Genomic DNA, 21,988 nt, shown 5'->3' with positions numbered 1-21,988 from the left:
CCTACGCGGCGAGCTTCGCCAGGGCCGCGTCGATGCGGGCCAGGGTCTTCTCCTTGCCCAGGATCTCCAGGGACTCGAAGAGCGGCAGGCCGACCGTGCGGCCGGTGACGGCGACGCGGACCGGGGCCTGGGCCTTGCCGAGCTTGAGGCCGTGGGCCTCGCCGGCGGCCAGGACGGCCTCCTTCAGGGACTCGGCGGAAGTCCAGTCGGCGGCCTCCAGCTTCTCCCGGGCGGTGCGCAGCAGGGCGTCGCTGCCCTCCTTCATCGCCTTCGTCCAGCTCGGCTCGTCGAAGACCGGCTCGGACAGGAAGAGGAAGTCGACGTTGTCGGTGATCTCCGACAGGACTTTGAGGCGGGTCTGGGCGTGCGGGGCGATCGCCTGCCACCGGTCCTCGTCGAAGTCCTCCGGCGCCCAGGGCGCGAAGGGTGCCTTCAGCCAGGGGCGGCAGCGCTCCGTGAAGTCCTTCACGTCCAGCAGGCGGATGTGGTCGCCATTGATCGCCTCGCACTTCTTGAGGTCGAAGCGCGCCGGGTTGGGGTTCACGTCCTTCACGTCGAAGGCCGCGACCATCTCGTCCATCGTGAAGATGTCCTGGTCGGCCGAGAGGGACCAGCCCAGCAGGGAGAGGTAGTTGAGCAGGCCCTCGGGGAGGAAGCCGCGCTCGCGGTAGAGGTTGAGCGAGGACTGCGGGTCGCGCTTGGAGAGCTTCTTGTTGCCCTCGCCCATGACGTACGGAAGATGGCCGAACTGCGGGATGCCCTTGGCGACGCCCAGCTCGATCAGCGCCTTGTAGAGGGCGATCTGGCGGGGGGTGGAGGAGAGCAGGTCCTCGCCGCGCAGGACGTGGGTGATCTCCATCAGGGCGTCGTCGACCGGGTTGACCAGCGTGTACAGCGGGGCGCCGTTGGCGCGGACGATGCCGTAGTCCGGGACGTTCTCCGGGGTGAAGGTCAGCTCGCCGCGGACCAGGTCGGTGAAGGTGATGGTCTCGTCCGGCATCCGGAAGCGGACGATCGGCTCGCGGCCCTGGGCCTTGTACTCCTCGACCTGGGCGGCGGCCAGCTCGCGGCAGTGGCCGTCGTAGCCGGACGGCCGGCCGGCGGCGCGGGCGGCCTCGCGGCGGGTGTCCAGCTCCTCCTGGGAGCAGTAGCAGTGGTAGGCGTAGCCGCCGTCCAGGAGCTTCTGGGCGATGTCCTTGTAGAGGTCCATGCGCTGCGACTGGCGGTACGGCGCGTGCGGGCCGCCGACCTCGGGACCCTCGTCCCAGTCGAAGCCGAGCCAGCGCATCGAGTCGAGCAGCTGGTGGTACGACTCCTCCGAGTCGCGGGCCGCGTCGGTGTCCTCGATGCGGAAGACCAGGGTGCCGCCGTGGTGCCGGGCGAACGCCCAGTTGAACAGGGCGGTGCGGACCAGGCCCACGTGCGGGTTACCGGTGGGCGAGGGACAGAAACGGACGCGTACGGAGCCGGGTGCGCTAGCCACGCTTGACAACCTTGTTGGTGAGAGTGCCGATGCCTTCGATGGTGACGGCGACCTCGTCGCCGACGTTCAGGGGTCCGACCCCTGCCGGGGTGCCGGTGAGGATCACGTCGCCGGGGAGCAGCGTCATGGCCTCGGAGATGTTGACGATCAGCTCCTCGATGGAGTGGATCATCTCGCTGGTCCGGCCGAGCTGGCGCTGTTCGCCGTTGACCGTGAGCTGGACGGTCAGGTCGGACGCCGTCTCGAGGTCCAGGCCGGTCTCCACCCAGGGGCCGAGCGGGCAGGAGGTGTCGAAGCCCTTGGCCCGCGCCCACTGCTTCTCGCGCTTCTGCACGTCCCGCGCGGTGATGTCGTTGGCGCAGGTGAAGCCGAAGATCACGTCCTTGACGCGCTCGCGGGGGACCTCGCGGCACATCCGGCCGATCACGACGGCCAGCTCGGCCTCGTGGTGCAGTTCCTCGGTGAAGGAGGGGTACTGGATCTCGTCGCCGGGGCCGATGACCGAGGTCGACGGCTTGAAGAAGGCGAAGGGGGCGTCGGGGACCTCGTTGCCCAGCTCGCGCGCGTGCTCCGCGTAGTTGCGGCCGAAGGCCACGACCTTGTTGGGGAGCACCGGCGGCAGCAGCCTGACCTTGCTCAGCGGCACCTTCGTGCCGGAGAGCTCGAAGTCCGTGAACGGGATGCCCTTGATGATGTCGAGGACGAGCTCGTCCGGCTTGTCGCCCTCGACCGCGCCGAAGGCGACGTTCCCGTCGATGGAGAACCTGGCGATGCGCACGGGATGCTTTGCCCCTTGACTGAGCTGGCGGGAGTCTGACGCTCCAGGCTAGCGCGGCACACAGCGGGCGCCCCGCGCATGGTGCGCGAGGCGCCCGGGTGATCCGTGTCCGGTGTGGCTACTGGGCCGAGGAGGCGCCCACCGGGATCTCCATGAGGACCGTACGCTTGGGATTGGCCGTCTGGGACGGGAGCTCGACGGGGTGCTCCGGCTGCACCGGGGTCTGCAGTTCGTCGGCGCCCTTCAGGTGCGCCAGCGTCGTGCGCCGCGGGTTGGCGATCTTGTGGAACATCGTCGTCGTCTTCACGGGTGTCCTTGGTCGGTCGAGGTCGGAATGTCGCTCTTGTCAGAACGCTGACTCCTGTAAAGCGTCAGGCTAAACATGCGGATTCCCGTCAAAGGGCGGAAGCGCTCATGAAGCGCGTGTGAGTTTGCTCACGAACTCACCCCCAAAACGGTCAATTCAGGCTCGCAACTCATGCCCACGAAACGGACATTCAGCGCCTGAAGCGACCATTCCGCTCCTGATCATGGCGACTGGGACACCGCGAACACCTCGACGACTCGTAGGTAAATGTCCGTTATAAGGTGGAGCCAGCTGCACACCAGGTGACGCGCCCCTCACAAGCTGTCACGGAGGTCACAGCCTGACCAACTGGCCTTGTTGGAGATCCTGCACTGTGCTGGAATTCCACGGACCGCCGCAGGAACGAGCCGGCGCGCAGGGGGCGCGACAAGCGCCGAGTGGCGGCGAGAAGGGGGAAGCGGTCACTCACGACCACCCGGGGACGTATTCAGGGCGTCCCCGACGACGCCGACACCGTCCTTCCGTTCCGGAAGGACGCCTGGTCCAGAGGTTGCGACGCTAGTGCAGGGACGTTTCAAGAGGGATGGCAGCGCTTCGGCGGAGCCGGAGCCGCACGGCGGGACTGGCCCCATGGCCGGCAGCTCCTCGCCCCAGCACGCCCAGGGCCAGGGCCCGTCCGCCGACGGCGGTACCCGCCCCGGGCGCCCCGGCACGTCCGCTTCCGCGGGCCCGGCGGCCCCCACGCCGACCGTGAAGCCGCCGCAGGGCCCGACCGGCCCCGGCCCCCGAATAGCCCTGCGCAACTGGCGGATCTCCACCCGTCTGGTCGCGCTGCTCACCCTCCCCGTGGTCGCGGCGACCTCGCTGGGCGCGCTGCGCATCACCCAGTCGATGGAGGACATGCAGCAGCTCGACAACATGAAGCTGCTGACGGACATGACCAAGCAGGCCACCGAGCTGGCCGCGGCGCTCCAGGAGGAGCGCGACAAGTCCGCCGGTCCGCTGGCGCACGGCTCGACCTCCAGCGCCATCACCGTCAAGGGCTACCGGGACAAGACCGACCGCGCCCTGAAGAACTTCCTCGACTCCTCCGAGGAGATCGACAGCGCCAGCCGGGACGGCAACCTGCAGGGCGTCCGGGACAGCGTCGTCGGCCTGGCGCGCGACCTGATGACCCTCAACAAGGTCCGCAGCACGGCCTACGAGGCCAAGAACAACAACATGCAGACCGTCGAGGCCTACCACCGACTGATCGAGCACCTGCTCGACCTCTCGCAGGACATGGCCGAGGCGACCAGCAACCCGGAGATGATCCAGCGCACGCGCGCCCTGGCGGCCTTCTCCTCCGCCAAGGAGTACGCCTCCATCCAGCGCGCGGTCCTCGCGGCGGCCCTGCCCGCCAACAAGGACACCTACGGCAACCTCTCCGCGAACGACCGCCTGTACGCCGAGTCGGCGCTGCAGAGCCAGAAGTCGGACATCAGCAGCTTCCGGAGCATCTACGGCGACGAGAACGCCGCCGAACTGCTGGAGCCCATCGAAGAGGGCAACTCCACCATCGAGGCCACCGACCTCTACGCCTCGCGCGCGTTCGGCCGGCCCGAGGGTCTGGAGGGCCTGGACAAGCGCTCGTACCAGGACTGGCTGGACGACAGCTCGGCGAAGATCGAGCAGATGAAGAAGATCGAGCGCACGCTGCTCGAGGAGATGGAGCAGAAGGCCCGCGAGCTGCGCAGCGAGTCGGAGCAGGAAGCGATCATCTCCGGTGCGCTGATCCTGCTCGTGCTCGGCGTGTCGCTGGTCGGCGCCTTCGTGGTGGCCCGCTCCATGATCCGCTCGCTGCGCCGGCTGGAGGACACCGCGACCAAGGTCGCCTCCGAGCGCCTGCCCGAGCTGGTCAAGCAGCTGTCCGAGGCCGACCCACAGGACGTCGACACGTCCGTGGAGTCGGTCGGCGTGCACTCCCGGGACGAGATCGGCCGGGTGGCCGCGGCCTTCGACGACGTGCACCGCGAGGCGGTCCGCCTCGCCGCCGAGCAGGCCCTGCTGCGGGGCAACGTCAACGCGATGTTCACCAACCTCTCGCGCCGCTCCCAGGGTCTGATCCAGCGCCAGCTGTCGCTGATCTCCGAGCTGGAGTCCCGCGAGGCGGACCCGGACCAGCTGGCCTCGCTGTTCAAGCTGGACCACCTCGCCACACGTATGCGCCGTAACGGTGAGAACCTCCTCGTCCTCGCGGGTGAGGAGCCCGGCCGGCGCTGGACCCGCCCGGTCCCGCTGGTCGACGTGCTGCGTGCCGCCGCGTCCGAGGTGGAGCAGTACGAGCGCATCGAGCTGGCCGCCGTGCCGACCACGCAGGTCGCCGGCCGGGTCGTCAACGACCTCGTGCACCTGCTCGCCGAGCTGCTGGAGAACGCCACCTCGTTCTCCTCGCCGCAGACCAAGGTCAAGGTCACCGGTCACGCCCTGCCCGACGGCCGGGTGCTGATCGAGATCCACGACACCGGTATCGGCCTGTCGCCGGAGGACCTGGCCGCGATCAACGAGCGGCTCGCCTCGCCGCCCACCGTGGACGTGTCGGTCTCCCGCCGCATGGGTCTGTTCGTGGTCGGCCGGCTGTCCCAGCGGCACGGCATCCGCATCCAGCTGCGCCCGTCGGACTCCGGCGGCACGACCGCGCTGGTCATGCTGCCCGTCGATGTCGCCCAGGGCGGCAAGAAGCCGCAGCCCAAGCAGGGTCAGGGCCCCGGTGTCTCCGGCGGTCCGGCCGCCGCGCAGGCCGCCGCGGGCGCGGCCGCGGCCCGTCGCCAGAACGGCGGCGGGAACGGTGGTGCCCTCGGTTCCGGCGGTGCCGGTGGGGGGCTGCTCGGGGCCGGTCAGGGACCGCGGGCCGCACTGCCGGGCCGCGACGCCGGCGGGCGTCCGGGTGCACCCGGCGGACTCGGCGGTCCCGGTGGCGCGCGCGGGCCGCAGGCTCCCGGGCCGCAGCAGGGCCGTCCGGCCCCGGCCGGGGCCGGTGCGCCGCAGGGCCTTCAGGCCGCCGGTCCGGCCGGTGCGCCGCAGGGCCAGGAATCCCGCGGCCCGGTGTCGCAGCGGCGCGGCGGCCAGGACGGCGAGCGCGGCGGCCGGCGTGGCCGGCAGGCGCGGCAGCCGCAGCTGCCGCCGCGCGGCGGCCCGCGGGCCGAGCTGCCGGGTGGCAACCCGCAGCCGCGGGTGCCGAGCTGGAGCGACGAGAACGCCCAGCCGCCGGTGCCGCGCGCCTCGCTGGACACCCCGCGCGGGCACGAGGAGCCGGACGTCTCGCAGACCTCCCGGATGCCGCGGGCCGACGACCGCCAGGGTCCCGGCGCCACCGCGGAGATGCCGGCGATCGGCCGGCAGGACGAGCGCCAGGTACCGCCCGGCGGTGCCGACTTCGGCCGCCCGGGCGCGCAGGAGCCGCAGCAGACCGGCCAGTTCGTCCGCCCGGACGTCTTCGGTACGTCCGCCGCGGCCGACCCGTCGAACACGGGCGGGTTCCCGGTTCCGCAGGGCTACGACAACGGTTCCACCGGCCAGTTCGCCGCGTCGCAGGGCTACGACGGCAGCAGCACGGGCCAGTCCCGCGCGCCGCAGGCCTACGACAACGGCTCCACCGGCCAGTACCCGGCCGCCCAGCAGCAGGCCTACGACAACGGCTCCACGGGCCAGTATCCGGCCGCCCAGCAGCAGGGGTACGACAACGGCTCCACGGGCCAGTACCCGGCCGCCCAGCAGCAGGGGTACGACAACGGCTCCACCGGCCAGTACCCGGTGCCCGCCCAGGACGCTTCGGCCACCGGCCGGCACGCCCTGCCCGGCGGCCGGCGAAACGGCCAGTCCGACTTCGGTGCCCAGCGCGCCGCGCAGCGTCCGCAGCAGCGGCGTCCGGAACCGGAGGCACTGCCGCCGGCGTCCGGTCCCGGTGACGGGCGTACGCCGCTGTACGACACGCTGGAGACCAATTGGTTCCACGGCCAGCAGGCCCAGCAGGGCCAGCAGGCGCAGGACCAGGGCCAGCAGGACCAGGGCCAGCAGGGCCGGCCGGCCCCGCAGGCCCGGGCCGAGCGGCCGGCGGGCAACGGCTCCGCGCCCGACCGGGCGCAGCCGCAGGCTCCCACCGGACCGCAGCGGGCGGCCTCGGCCGCCTGGCGCAGCTCGCCGAACGACGACCTCGTGAAGCAGGCCGAGCGCGTCCGCCAGCCCGCCGCGGGCGGAGTCACCACGTCCGGCCTGCCGCGCCGGGTCCCCCGGGCGAACCTCGTCCCGGGCACCGCGCAGCAGCAGCCGAACCAGAGCGGTCCGCAGGTCTCGCGTGCTCCCCAGGACGTACGCGGCCGGCTGACCAACCTCCGTCGGGGTATCGCACAGGGCCGTCAGGCCGGTTCGGGCCAGACGGGCAGTTTCCCGAGCCCCACTCACCCGCAGGAGCGTTAGTTGAGCCCGATGAGCCAGGCCGCACAGAACCTCAACTGGTTGATCACCAACTTCGTGGACAACACCCCCGGGGTGTCCCACACCGTCGTCGTGTCCGCCGACGGTCTTCTGCTGGCGCTGTCCGAGGGTTTCCCGCGCGACCGTGCCGACCAGCTGGCGGCCGTCGCGTCCGGACTCACCTCGCTGACGGCCGGGGCCTCCCGGATCTTCGAGGGCGGCACCGTGGCGCAGACCGTCGTCGAGATGGAGCGGGGATTCCTCTTCCTCATGTCCATCTCGGACGGCTCGTCGCTGGCCGTCCTGGCGCATCCGGAGGCGGACATCGGCCTCGTCGGCTACGAGATGGCGCTGCTCGTGGACCGTGCGGGCGCGGTGCTCACACCGGACCTGCGCGCCGAACTGCAAGGCAGTCTGCTCCACTGACCGTTCGAAGATCCACCCGTCTCACCAAATCACCGTCCGGCCGCCACAATCCCCCCACCGGCCCCCCGTCAGACGGCTTGACTGACCGACTTGCTGTCCCGCCCGGAGGATTCATGACCCCGCCCACCGCCTCTCATGATCCGTACAGTGATCCGTACGGGGACGAGGGCGACCAGCCGCTGGTGCGTCCCTACGCGATGACCGGCGGCCGGACCCGGCCGCGCTACCAGCTGGCCCTCGAGGCTCTGATCAGCACCACGGCCGACCCGGCAGCGCTCATGGGACTGCTCCCCGAGCACCAGCGCATCTGCCATCTGTGCCGCGAGGTGAAGTCGGTCGCCGAGGTGTCGGCGCTGCTGAACATGCCGCTCGGCGTGGCCCGGATCCTGGTCGCGGACCTCGCCGAGGCCGGACTGGTCGCCGTGCACCAGCCGGGCGGCGACGAGAACAACGGCGGTGCGCCGGATGTGACACTGCTCGAAAGGGTGCTCAGTGGACTTCGCAAGCTCTAGCGGGGCGGCTGCTCCGGGGCGTTCCACCACCTCCGCGAAGATCGTGGTCGCGGGTGGTTTCGGCGTGGGCAAGACCACGTTCGTGGGTGCCGTCTCGGAGATCAACCCGCTGCGCACGGAGGCCGTCATGACGTCCGCTTCGGCGGGCATCGACGACCTCACCCACACCGGGGACAAGACCACGACGACCGTGGCCATGGACTTCGGCCGTATCACCCTGGACCAGGACCTGATCCTGTACCTGTTCGGTACGCCGGGCCAGGACCGCTTCTGGTTCATGTGGGACGACCTGGTGCGCGGCGCGATCGGCGCGGTGGTCCTGGTGGACACCCGGCGGCTGGCCGACTGCTTCCCCGCGGTCGACTACTTCGAGAACAGCGGCCTGCCGTTCGTCGTCGCCCTCAACGGCTTCGACGGTCATCAGCCGTACAGCCCGGAAGAGGTGCGCGAGGCCCTGCAGATCGGTCCCGACACCCCGATCATCACCACCGACGCCCGGCACCGCGCGGATGCCAAGTCCGCGCTGATCACGCTGGTCGAGCACGCGCTGATGGCCCGGCTGAAGTAGGACTCAAGTGAGGCGTGCTCCGCGGTGGTTGCCGCAGGCACTCTCACCTGTACAGCGGAGCCGACTGTGGCCTTAGACACGGTCGGCTCCGCTGTTCATAACGTTTCGGCAGAGGAATCGGGTGGTACCGCCACGCGTCGCGGTCAGGTCGTCTCGCTGCGCGCACGAAAGCCCCGCCTTTTGGCGGGGCTCGTTCTTTATGACCGTTTTATCTGCGGCCTTCCTCACGCGGTTTCACCGCATTCCCATGTTTGGAAGAGCACTGGTCCACGTGCTGGAATGCCTGAACTGCCCAATAGTCAAAGACGTACTCGATGGTCGATGGCGAGCTGGGCTCTGAGAAACCGCGGCACGACGTAGGTGCCGACCGCCGAGAGGTTGTTGGTCGAGTGAGGCGAAGCAAGAACGGTCCCGAGCCGCCCGCCCGGGGCAACTTCACCCCGCCGCCGCGCGGAGCGGCATCCGCCCCTGTGGTGCCCGGCTCGGAGCCGACGCCCGCGCCCGCTCCGAGCGGCGGTCGTTTCTCCCCGCGCAACTGGCGGGTGACGACCCGACTGAACGCGATCCTGCTCATCCCCGTGCTGGTCGGCCTCGTCATGGGCGGCTTCCAGGTGAAGAGCTCGATCGACACCTGGCAGGAGGCCGAGGACGCGGAGAACACCGCGCGTCTGGTGCGGGCCTCCCTCACCTACGCCGATGCCCTCTACAACGAGCGCGACACCACCGCCTCTCCGCTGCTGCAGGGCAAGGGCCCGGACGACAAGGCCGTCCTCGACGCCCGCAAGAAGACCGACGAGGCCGCCGACGCCTTCGACGAGGCCGCCCAGAGCATGCCCGGCAAGGCCGGCCTGGAGCGCCGTCTGGAGCTGTTCCGCAAGGTCGAGCCCCAGCTCGAGGCGCTGCGCCAGGCCGCGTACACCTCCCGGCTGAAGGGTGTGGAGACCGAGGAGGGTTACGTCCAGGTCGCCCACCCGCTGATGGAGTTCGCCAACGAGCTGGGTCTGGGCACCGGAAACATCACCAGCTACGGCCGGACCGTCTACGCCATCTCGCTGACCAAGGCCGCGCTGTCGCTGCAGCGGTCCATCGGCATGCACATGCTGATCAAGCCGGGTCCCGGCAAGGGCGACTTCGCCTCCCAGCGGGTGGCCCTGTCGTCGTACGCCTACCTCGAGCGCATCGCCATCGAGGAGTACCGCGGCGGTGGCACCGAGGCCGACGCGGACAAGCTGGAGAAGGCGACCGCGCAGATCAAGGTCGACGCCGAGGCCGCGGCCAAGGAAGCCCTGGCCACGGACCCGAACTACAAGGCGCCGCCGTCCGACCCCACGAAGATGGTCACCGCCATCGCGGGTCTGCCCGACACCTCCCAGGCCGCACGGGACGCGCTCGCCGCGCAGGGCATCACCCCCGCCAACTGGTGGGCGGTCAACACCCTCAAGTACGACGCGTACAAGCAGATCGAGTCCGACCTCGCCGACACGGCGGTGGCCGAGGCCGCCGACATCGCCGGTGACGCCAAGACCGACGCCTTCATCACCGGCGCCGCGGTCGTGATCGCGCTGCTCGCCGCGTTCATCCTGGCCGGCATGGTGGCCCGCCAGATGAGCCGCTCCATGCGCCAGCTGCGCAACGCCGCCTTCGGCATCGCCGAGCAGCGCCTGCCGATGCTGGTCGACCAGCTGTCCCGCACCGACCCGGGCCGGGTCGACACCCGAGTCGCGCCCATCCCGATCTCCTCCACCGACGAGATCGGCGAGGTCGCACGCGCGTTCGACCAGGTCCACCGCGAGGCCGTGCGGCTCGCCGCCGAGCAGGCCCTGCTGCGGGGCAACATCAACGCGATCTTCACCAACCTGTCGCGCCGCAACCAGTCGCTGATCGAGGGCCAGCTGACCCTCATCACCGACCTGGAGAACAACGAGGCCGACCCGGACCAGCTGGAGAACCTCTTCAAGCTGGACCACCTGGCCACCCGTATGCGCCGCAACGGCGAGAACCTCCTGGTCCTCGCCGGCGAGGAGCCCGGCCGCCGCTGGGACCAGCCGGTCCCGCTGGTGGACGTGCTGCGCGCCGCCTCCTCCGAGGTGGAGCAGTACGAGCGCATCGAGATATCCGGTGTCCCCGAGGCCGACATCCACGGCCGTGCCGTGACCGACCTCGTGCACCTGCTGGCCGAGCTGCTGGAGAACGCCACCACGTTCTCCTCGCCGCAGACCAAGGTGCGGGTCACCGCGACCCGGCTGCCCGACGGCCGCGTGATGGTCGAGATCCACGACAAGGGCATCGGCCTCACCGCCGAGGACTTCGCGGACATCAACCACAAGCTGGCCAACCCGCCGACCGTGGACGCCGCGATCTCCCAGCGCATGGGTCTGTTCGTGGTCGGCCGGCTCTCCGACCGGCACGGCATCCGCGTCCAGCTGCGCCCCTCCGGCGAGCAGGCCGGCACCACCTCGCTGGTCATGCTGCCGGACGCCATCACCCACGGTGGCGGTGGCGAAGGCGCGGCGGACCGCGAGGAGTTCACGGTCTCGCAGATCATCCCGGAGCAGCAGTTCCAGGGTGAGGACTTCGGCCAGCCGATGCGCACCGCGGCGGAGCTGGGCTTCGACGACAGCCGCTACACCGAGGTCCCGGACGACATCCGCGAGCTGGACCCGGTCGGCCGCTCCCTGATGCGTGAGGAGCGCCGCGCGGCGCTGGAGGCGCAGACCCACGGCCAGCACCCCGGCCAGGAGCAGCACGGCGAGACGCAGTCCTACGCCGACGGGTTCGACCAGAACACCGGGCAGGGGCAGCAGGCCCAGCACGGCTACGACAACGCCCAGGGCGGCTACCCGGAGCAGACCGGCTACGGTCAGCAGCAGGCGTACGAGGAGCAGCAGCAGCCGTCGTACGACGAGCAGTACTTCGCGCAGGACGGCGGACTGCCGCAGAACGACGGCTTCCACTCGTCCGGCGGCTACCCCGAGCCGGCCTATACGGAGCCGGCTCAGCAGGAGCACTCGGCGGCGCCGGCCGCTGCCCCGGAGAGCTACTCGGGCTACGAAGAGCAGTCCTACCAGGCAGACTGGCAGCAGCAGGACGGTTACCGGAACGGCTACCCGGACCAGTACGCTCCCGAAGCGGAATCTGTGCAGGCCGCTGACGCGAGTGAGCAGGACCGCGTAGGCTTCGACCGTCCGGGACCGGCCCACTCCGCCGGTCACGCGCTGACCGACGCCGGACTTCCGCGCCGCGGATCCACCGCGAGCGGCACGAGCGGCGGTTCGCAGCGCGTGCACCAGGAAACGCCGGCCCCCACCCCGGAGAACGACGGCGGCGACGCCTGGCGCTCGGCGAACGACGAGCGATGGCAGCAGGCCGCGCAGCTCCGGAAGCCCAAGGCGGGCGGAGTGACCTCCTCCGGCCTGCCGCGGCGGGTGCCCAAGGCCAATCTGGTCGAGGGCTCCGCGGAGTCGACCCCGCAGGGAGGCCCACAGGTCTCCCGCGCCCCCGAGGACGTCCGGGGCAGGCTGAGCAACCTGCGCCGGGGAGTGCAGCGGGGACGCACCGCAGGAAGTGAAACGAACGGCCAGGGCTTCGGTCCTGACAGCACCTACAACCAGGAGCGTTAGTGTGAGCCCGATGAGCCAGGCGGCACAGAACCTGAACTGGTTGATCACCAACTTCGTGGACAACACCCCCGGGGTGTCCCACACCGTGGTGGTCTCCGCCGACGGACTCCTTCTGGCGATGTCCGAAGGCTTTCCCCGCGACCGCGCCGACCAGCTCGCGGCCGTCGCCTCCGGTCTGACCTCACTGACCGCCGGTGCCTCGCGCATCTTCGAGGGCGGCAGCGTGAACCAGACGGTTGTGGAGATGGAGCGAGGATTCCTCTTCATCATGTCCATCTCGGACGGTTCGTCCCTCGCGGTTCTGGCCCACCCCGAGGCGGACATCGGCCTCATTGGGTACGAGATGGCGCTTCTGGTGGACCGAGCGGGCACGGTTCTCACCCCGGATCTCCGTGCGGAGCTCCAGGGGAGCCTTCTCAACTAACAGACAGACGGTGCGTTTTCGCGTCCCGTGGCCGTAAGGTTTCGGGACGCGGCTCCACACAGATGGGTGCCCGGCGCAGTCGGAGGAGGAGAAAGTGGCAACACCCCCAGGCGGTTCGTCTTCGGGCAACTGGTCGTACGGCCCTGCCCAGGGCCAGAACGACGGTTCCCAGAACCGGTACAACTTCCCCTCCGCCCCGAGCCACCGGCAGCCGTACGCGCCGCAGGGCCCCGGCCCCGCGCCCTACGACCAGCCGCAGGCCCCGCGTGTCCAGCCCGTGCAGCCGCAGCGCCGCACCTCTGAGCCGGCGCCCGCCGGGGCGTCGAACAACCACAACCCCCTGGTGCGTCCGTACGCCATGACGGGCGGCCGCACCAGGCCGCGATACCAGCTCGCCATCGAGGCGCTGGTGCACACCACCGCGGCTCCGCACCAGATGCAGGGCCAGTTGCCCGAGCATCAGCGGATCTGCAACCTCTGCCGTGAGATCAAGTCGGTAGCCGAGATCTCGGCCCTTCTGACCATCCCTCTCGGCGTGGCCAGGATCCTCGTCGCCGACTTGGCGGAGGCGGGACTGGTCGCCATCCATCAGCCCGGCGGCGACGAGAACGCCGGTGGCCAGCCAGACGTGACACTGCTCGAAAGGGTGCTCAGTGGACTTCGCAAGCTCTAGCGGCGGTCCTTCCCGCTCCACCACCTCCGCGAAGATCGTGGTGGCGGGCGGCTTCGGCGTGGGCAAGACCACGTTCGTCGGCGCCGTCTCGGAGATCAACCCGCTGCGCACGGAGGCCGTCATGACGTCTGCTTCGGCAGGCATCGACGACCTCACCCACACCGGAGACAAGACCACGACGACCGTGGCCATGGACTTCGGCCGTATCACCCTCGACCAGGACCTGATCCTGTACCTGTTCGGTACGCCCGGCCAGGACCGCTTCTGGTTCATGTGGGACGACCTGGTGCGCGGCGCGATCGGCGCGGTCGTGCTGGTCGACACGAGGAGGCTCGCCGACTGCTTCCCCGCCGTCGACTACTTCGAGAACAGCGGCCTGCCGTTCGTCATCGCCCTCAACGGCTTCGACGGCAACCAGCCGTACTCCCCCGACGAGGTCCGCGAGGCCCTGCAGATCGGTCCCGACACCCCGATCATCACCACCGACGCCCGGCACCGCGCGGATGCCAAGTCCGCGCTGATCACGCTGGTCGAGCACGCGCTGATGGCGCGCCTGCGGTAGCGCTCCGCTCGTTGCAGCCCCCTGCGGCCACCTGGCCGCGGGGGGCTGTCCCATGCCGACGGTCCCACGTCCCAGGACAACGCGAAGGGCCCCTCCGTGCGGAGGGGCCCTTCGCGTGGTGTGTGCGCTCAGCGCCAGCTGTGCGGGGCGCGGAAACCGGGCTCGCGTTCCAGGCGGCGCCAGCCGGCGCGGACGCGGCCGTGGTGGGCGGGGACGGTCTCGGCCGGCCGGGCGGCGGCGCGGGCCAGGAGGAGGGCCGTGATGGCGGCGACCTCCTCGGGCTCGGCGTGGCCCTTCTCGACGCGGATGTCAGGCATGGACATACGACAGGCTCCTCAGGGTCACTGCGGGGGGTTGCCGTGCTTGCGGGAGGGCAGGTCGGCGTGCTTGGTGTGCAGCATCGCCAGGGACGTGATCAGCACCTCGCGGGTCTCGGAGGGGTCGATGACGTCGTCTACCAGACCGCGCTCGGCCGCGTAGTACGGGTGCATCAGCTCGGACTTGTACTCCTTGACCATCCGCGCCCGCATGGCCTCCGGGTCGTCGGCCTCGGCGATCTGCCGGCGGAAGATCACGTTGGCGGCGCCCTCGGCGCCCATCACGGCGATCTCGTTCGTCGGCCAGGCGTAGGTGAGGTCGGCGCCGATGGACTGGCTGTCCATGACGATGTAGGCGCCGCCGTACGCCTTGCGCAGGATCAGGGAGATCCGCGGCACGGTCGCGTTGCAGTACGCGTAGAGCAGCTTGGCGCCGTGGCGGATGATGCCGCCGTGCTCCTGGTCGACGCCCGGCAGGAAGCCGGGGACGTCCAGGAAGGTGATGATCGGGATGTTGAAGGCGTCGCACATCTGGACGAAGCGTGCGGCCTTCTCGCTCGCCTCGATGTCCAGGACGCCGGCGAGGGTCGACGGCTGGTTGGCGACGATGCCCACCACCTGGCCGTCCAGGCGGGCCAGCGCGCAGATGATGTTGCGGGCCCAGCGCTCGTGGACCTCCAGGTACTCGCCGTCGTCGACGATCTCCTCGATGACCTTGGCCATGTCGTACGGCCGGTTGCCGTCGGCCGGGACGAGGTCCAGGAGCAGGTCACTGCGGCGGTCGACGGGGTCGGAGGACTCCACCCGGGGCGGGTTCTCCCGGTTGTTCTGCGGGAGCAGCGAGAGGAGGTAGCGGACCTCCGCGATGCAGGTCTCCTCGTCGTCGTAGGCGAAGTGGGCCACGCCGCTGGTCTCCGCGTGGACGTCCGCGCCGCCCAGCCCGTTCTGCGTGATCTCCTCGCCGGTGACGGCCTTGACCACGTCGGGGCCGGTGATGAACATCTGCGAGGTGTCGCGGACCATGAAGACGAAGTCCGTCAAGGCGGGGCTGTAGGCCGCGCCGCCCGCGCACGGGCCGAGCATCACGGAGATCTGCGGGATGACACCGGAGGCCTTGGTGTTGCGCTGGAAGATGCCGCCGTAGCCGGCGAGGGCGGAGACGCCCTCCTGGATGCGGGCGCCCGCGCCGTCGTTGAGGGACACCAGGGGCGCGCCGGCCGCGATGGCCATGTCCATGATCTTGTGGATCTTCGTCGCGTGGGCCTCGCCCAGCGCGCCGCCGAAGATGCGGAAGTCATGGGCGTAGACGAAGACCGTCCGGCCCTCCACCGTGCCCCAGCCGGTGATCACACCGTCGGTGTACGGCTTCTTGGCCTCCAGGCCGAAACCGGTCGCCCGGTGCCTGCGCAGCTGCTCGACCTCCCGGAAGGACCCCGGGTCCAGCAGCAGCTCGATACGCTCCCGGGCGGTCAGCTTGCCCTTGGCGTGCTGCGCCTCGGTCGCCTTCTCGCTCGGGCCGGCCAGTGCCTGCGCACGGATCTCGTGCAGCTCGGCCACCCGGCCGCGCGCGTCCGTCGGCTCACCCGTCGCCTCATCCAAAACGGTCATGTAGCGACCTTACGAAGGAGACCAAGGAAAGCGAGCCGTCGACTCCGTACAGTCTCCGGCTCGTTTTCCTGGTACCCCTGAACAGAACCCACGCCTTGTGCAGGCTTTCCGACTGCTCAGGGGGCCCTGTCGTTGTAGGGGTCGCACAAACTCGTCAACCGAGAGTCACCTCACATTCATGGGTGGCACATGCCATCCCCGGAGTGACGCGCAGCCGCAGACGGCGGCCGGTGGCGAGGATCTCGACCGTATCGTCGGCCCGGATCACCCCGCGCACCGGGTGGTCCCAGCCGATCTCCAGCGGGGCGCCGGTGCGGGGCGGCTCGCTGATGTGGAGGCGGGCCGTCCGGCCGTGGCGGCGGAGCAGCACGCTCGCGCCGGCCGACGCGGTGAGCGGGCCGGCCGTGCCGGGCTGCCAGAAGTTGGCGGCCGTCAGTCCGAGCGAGGGCACGGTCACCGCCTGGCGGGCGGCGTCGTTGGCGAGCACCGTCAGCCAGCGGCGGTCGGCGGCGCGGGCTGCCACGGCCCGGCGGGAGGCGCCCGGCATGAGCACGTAGTGGTAGTCCGCGTCCGCGGGGTCCGTGCCGTGGTCGAGCCAGAGGGTCTGCCAGCGCCGGGTGCGCCGCTCGGTGGTGCCGCCGGTGTTGATGTCGGACCAGGCGCCGGTGCGGTCCTCGCACAGGGTGCGCAGGGCGCCGTGGGGGACGAGCCAGCCGCCGTGGCCCGCCAGGTGGGCCCAGCCGGGGCCGCGGACGAAGGGCTGGGTGCCGCCCTCCCCCAGGTTGCGGTTGTCCACGACCGTCTCGACCGGGACGCCGTCCGTACAGCTGATCCCGGCGCCCAGGCAGACGATCGCGTCCGCGAGGAAGAACCACGACTTGCGGGCCCGGAGGGTGGAGCCGAGGCCCTTCAGGTGCTGGCCGACGGCCGCGAACTCGCCGTCGGTGGTGCCGCCGACCCAGCGGACGTCCGGTTTGGGCGCGCCCCACTCCCCGCCGGCGCGGTCGGGCAGCCGCCTGGTGGAGACGGTGGTGCCGGGCAGGCGGTACCAGTCGACGGTGGGCCAGTACCAGTCGGTGTACTGGCCGCCGAGGCCCGGCGCCCACCAGGAGAGCATCCCGGCGCCGGTGTGCCAGCCGCGCGGGTTCTCGCCGTTGCCGCACTCGTAGGACGCGATGCGGTCGCTGGCCATGGCGAGGCCCGCGGTGAAGGCGGGCCGGCGGTGGACCGCGCGGTCCATGGCCGGGAAGAGGCGGTGGCCGACGGGTTCGGGGGCGGCCGGGACGGGTGCGTCGGCGATGGTGTGCAGCCGGGCGAGGTCGGCCACGTCGAACTGGCGGGCCGTCAGGACGGGGCTGACCGTGTTCCGCTGGATCCAGCCCTTGACGGCGGCGTGCCAGCGGTCGCGTTCGGCGGGGCTCGCGCCGAGGGCGAGGAGCGCGACGGCCGCGATGATGTTCTGTCCGTGGAAGTGGTCGCCGCGCAGGACGTGCCGTTCGTCGGCGGTGAGGTGGCCCCGGCTGATGGCCCGCCCGTTGACCATGTCCATCACCAGGCCGTCGTGGATCAGCGGGGCGTAGGCGCGTTCGACGCTGTCGAGGACGATGCTCCGGTTCGGGTCGGTCACCTCCCACTCGGATCCGGCGAGCAGGGCGAAGAGGCGGCCGAGCCCGTCGAGCATGACCTGGCCGTAGGTACCGGAGTAGGCGACCCAGGTGTGCTGGACGAACGAGCCGTCGGCGTAGAGGCCGTCGCCCCGGGTGACGTACGGGAAGACGGGTGAGAGGGCGTCGCGGGCCAGGGCGATGCGGTCCGGGGCGCGGCCGGCGATGCCCCGCAGGGCGACGGAGCGGCACAGGTCGACGCGGTTGGCACCGGTGGAGGTGCCGGAGTAGTCGTGGAGCATGGCGTCGGGGATGAAGTGGTCGACGGCGGCGCAGGCGGCGGCGGTCCGGGCGGCGCCGAGGTGGTCGTGGAGCGCGGCCGTGATGTCCATCAGGAGGCGGGGGCTGCCGATCTGCCATTCCCACCAGTTGCCGTAGCGGGTGGTGCCGGGGCGGTAGACGGTCGCCGCGAGGTGGTCGAGGCCGCGCAGGACGGCCGCGAGGAGGCCGGGGTCCGCGGTGGAGCCGGTGCCGGGCTGGACGTACGCCCGGGTCATGGTCCACAGGCGGCCGTAGGCGCGGGTGATGCCGGCGGGCGGGTCGAAGGGGGTGTCCGGCCACAGGGCGGTGGGCGGCGGCGCGTCGGGCAGGGTGGCGAGAAAGCCGCGGGCGAGGTCGCCGGTCTCCTTCAGGCGGGACGCGTACGGTTCGGCGGCGGGGTCGTAGCCGGTGCCCAGGGTGAGGTCCAGCCAGCGGTGGCGCAGGGTGTCGTAGGGGTCGGGGGCGGCGTGGGCCGCGGGCGGGGAGGGTGCGGTCGCGGTCAGGGAGAGGGCGGTGGCGAGGAGGACGGTTCTGCGGCTGAGGGGGGCGCGGACGGGCCGGGATGCGCGTTCGGACGTCATGCTCATGCCGTAGCAGGAGAGCGGGCGCGGGGGAACCGGCCGGACCCGGCGCCGTACGGAAAGGCCCCGGTCAGCCGAATCGGTGCAGCAGCAGCCGGTACAGTCCGGGCGCGACTGCGCGGACCCGGCCCGGGAGGGTCAGCCAGCCGGGGACGTAGGCCTCGTCACGCGGACGGGTGACCGCCTCCCAGACCGTGCGGGCGACCGTCTCCGGGGAGGTGGGCCGGGGGTGGGCGCGGCGGTACGGGACACCGCGGCGGGCGAAGAACTCCGTGTCCACCGGGCCGGGAACCACGAGGGTGACGCCGACGCCGGTGCCGCGCAGCTCCTGCCGCAGCGCCTCGGCGAACGCGGCCACCCCCGCCTTCGCGGCCGAGTACACCGCCTCCTCGCGCACCCCGACGCAGCCCGCCACCGACCCGATCAGCACCACCCGGCCCCGGCCCGCCGCCACCATCGCGGGCAGCACCTCCCGGACCAGGTGCAGGGTGGCGGCGAGGTCCACGCCGAGGACGCCGTCGATCGCGTCGTGCGGCATCGACACGAACGGGCCCGCCCAGCCGATGCCCGCCCCCGCGACCAGCAGGTCGATCCGCCCGGCCGACTCCAGCGCGGAGCGCGCCAGCAGGCGCGGCCCGCCCGGGGCGGCGAGATCCGCGGGCAGGACGGCGGAGGAGGTGCCGGCCGCCGTCTCCGCCAGGCGGTCCCGGTCCCGGCCGCTGAGCAGCAGGTGCCAGCCGCCCTCCGCGAAGCGGCGCGCGACGGCCGCGCCGATCCCCGAGGACGCGCCGGTGACCAGGGCCACCGGCCGTTCGGTGCGCGCGGGCCGGGGCGCCCGGTCCGCGGACGGGACGGGCCCGGCGTCCGCCCGGGGATCGGAGGTGGAGCCGGTGTGGGTCACGGGTCGGTCTCCCAGCGCTGTCGGTCCGGTTGCTCGGGACTCGTCTTCCAGGACACCGCCGAAGCGGTGCCCGGCGCCAGTTCTGCCGCCCGTCCGCCGCCCCGGCTCACCCGAACCGACGCGCGGCTCCGGGCGGCGGGCGGGTCGGCCCCGCGGTCCGGTCCCCGCGGGGCCCGCCACTCCTGGGGGCCGCCGGGTGCCGCCAGGCGGCGGTACGGGCCGTGCGGTGACGCGGGGGCCGGGATACGAAAGGGAGATCCCCGGAGGTGCTCATGCGACTGCTGCTCGTCCACCCCAGCGCCCTGATGTACTCGGAGATCTTCCTGCGCCTGGAACCCCTCGGCCTCGAACGGGTGGCGGGCGCCGCGCGCGAGGCCGGTCACGAGGTCCGGGTGGTGGACCTCCAGGTGCTCGGCCGGGAGCGGCTGCGCGCCGAGGTGCGGTCCTTCCGGCCCGAGGCGCTGGGCATCTCCCTGAACTACCTGGCCAACATCCCCGAGGCGATCGACCTGGCCGCGCGGGTCAAGCGGGAACTGCCCGGGTGCTTCGTCTTCCTCGGCGGGCACAGTGTGTCCTTCGTCGCCGAGGAGGTGCTGGAGCAGGCGGAAGGGGTGGTGGACGCGGTCGTGCGCGGCGAGGGCGAGCCGGCGGTCGGCCCGCTGCTGGAGGCCGTGCGCGACGGTGGGGTCGACGGGGTGCCGGGGATCGTCACCGCGGCGGGGCGCGGTCCCGCGCCGCTGATGCTGCACGGCATCGACGGTCCGCTGCCCGCCCGCGACCTGATGCACAGCCGGCGGCGCTACTTCATCGGCGAGCTGGACCCGTGCGCCTCCGTCGAGTTCACCCGCGGCTGCCCCTGGGACTGCTCGTTCTGCTCCGCCTGGACCTTCTACGGCCGCAGCTACCGCAAGGCCTCCCCCGAGGCCGCCGCCGCCGAACTGGCCTCGATCCGCGAGCCGAACGTGTTCATCGTCGACGACGTCGCCTTCATCCGGCCCGAACACGGCCACGCCATCGCCGCGGAGGTGGAACGGCGGCGGATCCGCAAGCGCTACTACCTGGAGACCCGCAGCGATGTGCTGCTGCGCCATCCGGAGGTCTTCGAGCGGTGGGCGCGGCTCGGCCTGAAGTACATGTTCCTCGGCATGGAGGCGATCGACGCGGAGGGTCTCGACCAGTTCCGCAAGCGGATCAGCCCCGACGAGAACTTCAGGGCCCTCGAGACCGCGCGGCGCCTCGGCATCGCCGTCGCCATCAACCTGATCGTCGACCCGGCCTGGGACGAGGAACGGTTCCGGGTGGTGCGGGAGTTCGCGCTGTCGGTGCCGGAGATCGTGCACTTCACGGTGATGACGCCGTACCCCGGCACGGAGATCTGGCACACCGAGTCCCGCCGCCTGACCACCCGCGACTACCGCCTCTTCGACATCCAGCACGCGGTCGTCCCCACGACCCTGCCGCTGGAGCGTTTCTACGAGGAGCTGGTGCGCACCCAGGCGGTCATCAACCGCAAACACCTGGGCCTGCGGACGGCGTTCGGCGCGGCGCGCGTGCTCGGCCGCAACCTGCTGCACGGACAGACCAACTTCGCCCGGATGCTGTGGAGGTTCAATCAGGTGTACAACCCGCGGCGGCAGCTCGCCGACCACGCGAGGCCGGTGCGCTACGAGCTGCCGCTGCCGCAGCGGCTCGACGTCGGTGACCGGCGCACGCTGTATGTGCACACGCGGAGCCGGGAGCGGACCGAGTAGGGCCGCAGTACCGCAGGGAGGGGGCTGGTCCGCCGATGCCCGTCGCCGTGCTCGCCTCGCTCGCCGCGGGGGCGTGCTTCGCGCTCGCCGGGCTGCTCCAGCAGTGGGCCGCGGGGGCGCGCCCCGACGAGGAGGCGCTGCGGCTGCGGCTGCTCGGCGGGCTGGCCCGCAATCCGCTGTGGCTGTGCGGGATCGCGCTGGCCGTGCTGGCGTACGGCTTCCAGTCGCTGGCCCTGGCGTTCGGGCCGCTCAGCCTGGTGCAGCCGCTGATCGTCGCGGAACTGGTCTTCGCGGTGCCGCTCTCGGCGCGGCTGCACCGGATGCGGCTGGGGCGCCGGGAGTGGTGGGGCACGGCCGCGGTGGCGGCCGGGCTGGCCGCCGCGCTGGCCTCGGCCCGGCCGCACGGGGGCCGCCCGGCGGCGGCGAGCCTGCCGGAGTGGCTGCTGACCCTCGGTGCGACGGCGGCCGTCGCCTGCGCCGCGCTGGCCACCGCCCGGTGGCTGTCCGGGCCCTGGCGGGCCTCGGCGACCGCGCTGGCGGCGGGGACGGTCATGGGCACCCAGTCGGTGCTGCTCGCCGCGACCGTGGACCGCCTGCGGCACGGCCCCGGCGCGGCGCTCACCGCCTGGCAGACCTACGCGCTGGTGGTGGTGTCCCTCGCCGGCCTGCTGCTCATCCAGACCGCCTTCCAGCAGGGGCCGCTCGCCGCGAGCATGACGGTCATCGACGCGTCCGAGCCGGTCGTCGCGGTGGCCGCCGGCACGCTGGTCCTCGGCGAGTCCCTCACCACCGGCTGGCCGGTCAGCGTCCTCACCGTGGCGGGCCTGGCCCTGGTGGGCGCCGGCATCGTGGCGCTGGACACGTCTGCGGTGGTGGCGGCCCTGCACGAACGCAGGGGCCGGGACGCTCCGGTGATCCGACGGGGCTCGTGAGGCCGCCGTCGGCCGCCTACGGCACGTCGTCCCGCGACGGCCGCTCCGGCAGCCACACCGGGAGCAGGTCCTCGGCCAGGACCCGGTCCCAGGACGGGTGCGCCTCGCGGGCCGTGGCCGCCGCGCGGTGGCGTACGGCCGTCAGGCGGGGCGGGTCGTCGAGGAGGG

At 71.7% G+C, this 21,988-nt stretch carries 17 protein-coding genes; 10 read left to right on the top strand and 7 right to left on the bottom strand.

What is annotated here, in order from left to right; genetic code table 11:
- Window position 1 precedes the first annotated feature (1 nt).
- The 3 genes from gltX to CCN42_RS11825 form a co-directional block, all read right to left on the bottom strand.
- Entirely contained in the window at window positions 2-1,483 is a 1,482-nt protein-coding gene (gltX, locus tag CCN42_RS11835) for a glutamate--tRNA ligase (protein ID WP_086735213.1), read from the bottom strand.
- On the bottom strand, window positions 1,476-2,261 hold the full coding sequence (locus CCN42_RS11830) for a fumarylacetoacetate hydrolase family protein (protein WP_086171156.1): 786 nt from the start codon (window positions 2,259-2,261) through the stop codon (window positions 1,476-1,478). Before CCN42_RS11830 ends, gltX begins: the two co-directional genes overlap by 8 nt.
- A gap of 118 nt (window positions 2,262-2,379) precedes the next feature.
- Window positions 2,380-2,568: a hypothetical protein gene (locus tag CCN42_RS11825; protein WP_043504347.1), complete on the bottom strand. Its 189-nt coding sequence runs from the start codon at window positions 2,566-2,568 to the stop codon at window positions 2,380-2,382.
- Between the two features lie 561 nt (window positions 2,569-3,129).
- On the opposite strand from CCN42_RS11825, the gene CCN42_RS11820 reads away from it, so the two are divergent.
- The 8 genes from CCN42_RS11820 to CCN42_RS11785 all read left to right on the top strand — a co-directional run bounded on the left by CCN42_RS11820 (window position 3,130) and on the right by CCN42_RS11785 (window position 13,805).
- Window positions 3,130-7,023, top strand: a complete 3,894-nt coding sequence (locus tag CCN42_RS11820) for a sensor histidine kinase (protein ID WP_086735211.1) — start codon at window positions 3,130-3,132, stop codon at window positions 7,021-7,023.
- 9 nt (window positions 7,024-7,032) lie between these two features.
- Window positions 7,033-7,446 carry a roadblock/LC7 domain-containing protein gene (locus CCN42_RS11815; RefSeq protein WP_043504344.1) on the top strand — a complete coding sequence of 138 codons (414 nt, stop codon included), beginning with the start codon at window positions 7,033-7,035 and terminating at the stop codon, window positions 7,444-7,446.
- A 113-nt stretch (window positions 7,447-7,559) separates the two neighbouring features.
- Window positions 7,560-7,958 carry a DUF742 domain-containing protein gene (locus tag CCN42_RS11810; RefSeq protein WP_043504343.1) on the top strand — a complete coding sequence of 133 codons (399 nt, stop codon included), beginning with the start codon at window positions 7,560-7,562 and terminating at the stop codon, window positions 7,956-7,958.
- Window positions 7,939-8,526 (top strand): GTP-binding protein, encoded by a 588-nt coding sequence (locus CCN42_RS11805; RefSeq protein ID WP_086172122.1) that lies wholly within the window; start codon window positions 7,939-7,941, stop codon window positions 8,524-8,526. Before CCN42_RS11810 ends, CCN42_RS11805 begins: the two co-directional genes overlap by 20 nt.
- Window positions 8,527-8,915: 389 nt before the next feature.
- Window positions 8,916-12,146 carry a sensor histidine kinase gene (locus CCN42_RS11800; protein ID WP_169731440.1) on the top strand — a complete coding sequence of 1,077 codons (3,231 nt, stop codon included), beginning with the start codon at window positions 8,916-8,918 and terminating at the stop codon, window positions 12,144-12,146.
- Between the two features lie 10 nt (window positions 12,147-12,156).
- Entirely contained in the window at window positions 12,157-12,570 is a 414-nt protein-coding gene (locus CCN42_RS11795) for a roadblock/LC7 domain-containing protein (protein WP_004983065.1), read from the top strand.
- A 94-nt stretch (window positions 12,571-12,664) separates the two neighbouring features.
- The gene (locus CCN42_RS11790) at window positions 12,665-13,243 is read left to right on the top strand and encodes a DUF742 domain-containing protein (protein WP_086735207.1); all 579 of its coding nucleotides are present in this window, start codon (window positions 12,665-12,667) and stop codon (window positions 13,241-13,243) included.
- Window positions 13,224-13,805: a GTP-binding protein gene (locus tag CCN42_RS11785; RefSeq protein WP_086172125.1), complete on the top strand. Its 582-nt coding sequence runs from the start codon at window positions 13,224-13,226 to the stop codon at window positions 13,803-13,805. The genes CCN42_RS11790 and CCN42_RS11785 overlap by 20 nt, the downstream gene beginning before the upstream one ends.
- 128 nt (window positions 13,806-13,933) lie before the next feature.
- On the opposite strand, the gene CCN42_RS11780 is transcribed toward CCN42_RS11785, so the two are convergent.
- The 4 genes from CCN42_RS11780 to CCN42_RS11765 all read right to left on the bottom strand — a co-directional run bounded on the left by CCN42_RS11780 (window position 13,934) and on the right by CCN42_RS11765 (window position 19,137).
- The gene (locus CCN42_RS11780) at window positions 13,934-14,128 is read right to left on the bottom strand and encodes an acyl-CoA carboxylase epsilon subunit (protein ID WP_086172126.1); all 195 of its coding nucleotides are present in this window, start codon (window positions 14,126-14,128) and stop codon (window positions 13,934-13,936) included.
- 18 nt (window positions 14,129-14,146) lie between these two features.
- Complete coding sequence (locus CCN42_RS11775) at window positions 14,147-15,730, bottom strand: acyl-CoA carboxylase subunit beta (RefSeq protein WP_086172127.1); 1,584 nt, start codon at window positions 15,728-15,730, stop codon at window positions 14,147-14,149.
- A 154-nt stretch (window positions 15,731-15,884) separates the two neighbouring features.
- Window positions 15,885-18,236 (bottom strand): polysaccharide lyase 8 family protein, encoded by a 2,352-nt coding sequence (locus CCN42_RS11770; RefSeq protein WP_086735206.1) that lies wholly within the window; start codon window positions 18,234-18,236, stop codon window positions 15,885-15,887.
- Between the two features lie 70 nt (window positions 18,237-18,306).
- On the bottom strand, window positions 18,307-19,137 hold the full coding sequence (locus CCN42_RS11765; protein ID WP_086735204.1) for an SDR family NAD(P)-dependent oxidoreductase: 831 nt from the start codon (window positions 19,135-19,137) through the stop codon (window positions 18,307-18,309).
- A gap of 272 nt (window positions 19,138-19,409) precedes the next feature.
- Here CCN42_RS11765 and hpnR point away from each other — a divergent pair, with 272 nt between their 5' ends.
- Window positions 19,410-20,888, top strand: coding sequence for a hopanoid C-3 methylase HpnR (gene hpnR / locus CCN42_RS11760; protein WP_086735227.1), 1,479 nt, complete (start codon window positions 19,410-19,412; stop codon window positions 20,886-20,888).
- Window positions 20,889-20,923: 35 nt separating this feature from the next.
- Entirely contained in the window at window positions 20,924-21,820 is an 897-nt protein-coding gene (locus CCN42_RS11755; protein WP_086735202.1) for a DMT family transporter, read from the top strand.
- Window positions 21,821-21,988: the final 168 nt, after the last annotated feature.

The organism is Streptomyces glaucescens (genome assembly GCF_002154375.1).
GTDB lineage: Bacteria > Actinomycetota > Actinomycetes > Streptomycetales > Streptomycetaceae > Streptomyces > Streptomyces glaucescens.
This window is presented reverse-complemented; position numbering and strand designations above follow the sequence as displayed.

Bases quoted from the DNA above. Each gene is read 5' to 3' on its own strand.
- CCN42_RS11795 (WP_004983065.1), top strand. From the start codon at position 12,157: ATGAGCCAGGCGGCACAGAACCTGAACTGGTTGATCACCAACTTCGTG.
- CCN42_RS11770 (WP_086735206.1), bottom strand. From the start codon at position 18,236: ATGACGTCCGAACGCGCATCCCGGCCCGTCCGCGCCCCCCTCAGCCGC.
- CCN42_RS11755 (WP_086735202.1), top strand. From the start codon at position 20,924: ATGCCCGTCGCCGTGCTCGCCTCGCTCGCCGCGGGGGCGTGCTTCGCG.
- CCN42_RS11810 (WP_043504343.1), top strand. From the start codon at position 7,560: ATGACCCCGCCCACCGCCTCTCATGATCCGTACAGTGATCCGTACGGG.
- hpnR (WP_086735227.1), top strand. From the start codon at position 19,410: ATGCGACTGCTGCTCGTCCACCCCAGCGCCCTGATGTACTCGGAGATC.
- CCN42_RS11775 (WP_086172127.1), bottom strand. From the start codon at position 15,730: ATGACCGTTTTGGATGAGGCGACGGGTGAGCCGACGGACGCGCGCGGC.
- CCN42_RS11815 (WP_043504344.1), top strand. From the start codon at position 7,033: ATGAGCCAGGCCGCACAGAACCTCAACTGGTTGATCACCAACTTCGTG.
- CCN42_RS11780 (WP_086172126.1), bottom strand. From the start codon at position 14,128: ATGTCCATGCCTGACATCCGCGTCGAGAAGGGCCACGCCGAGCCCGAG.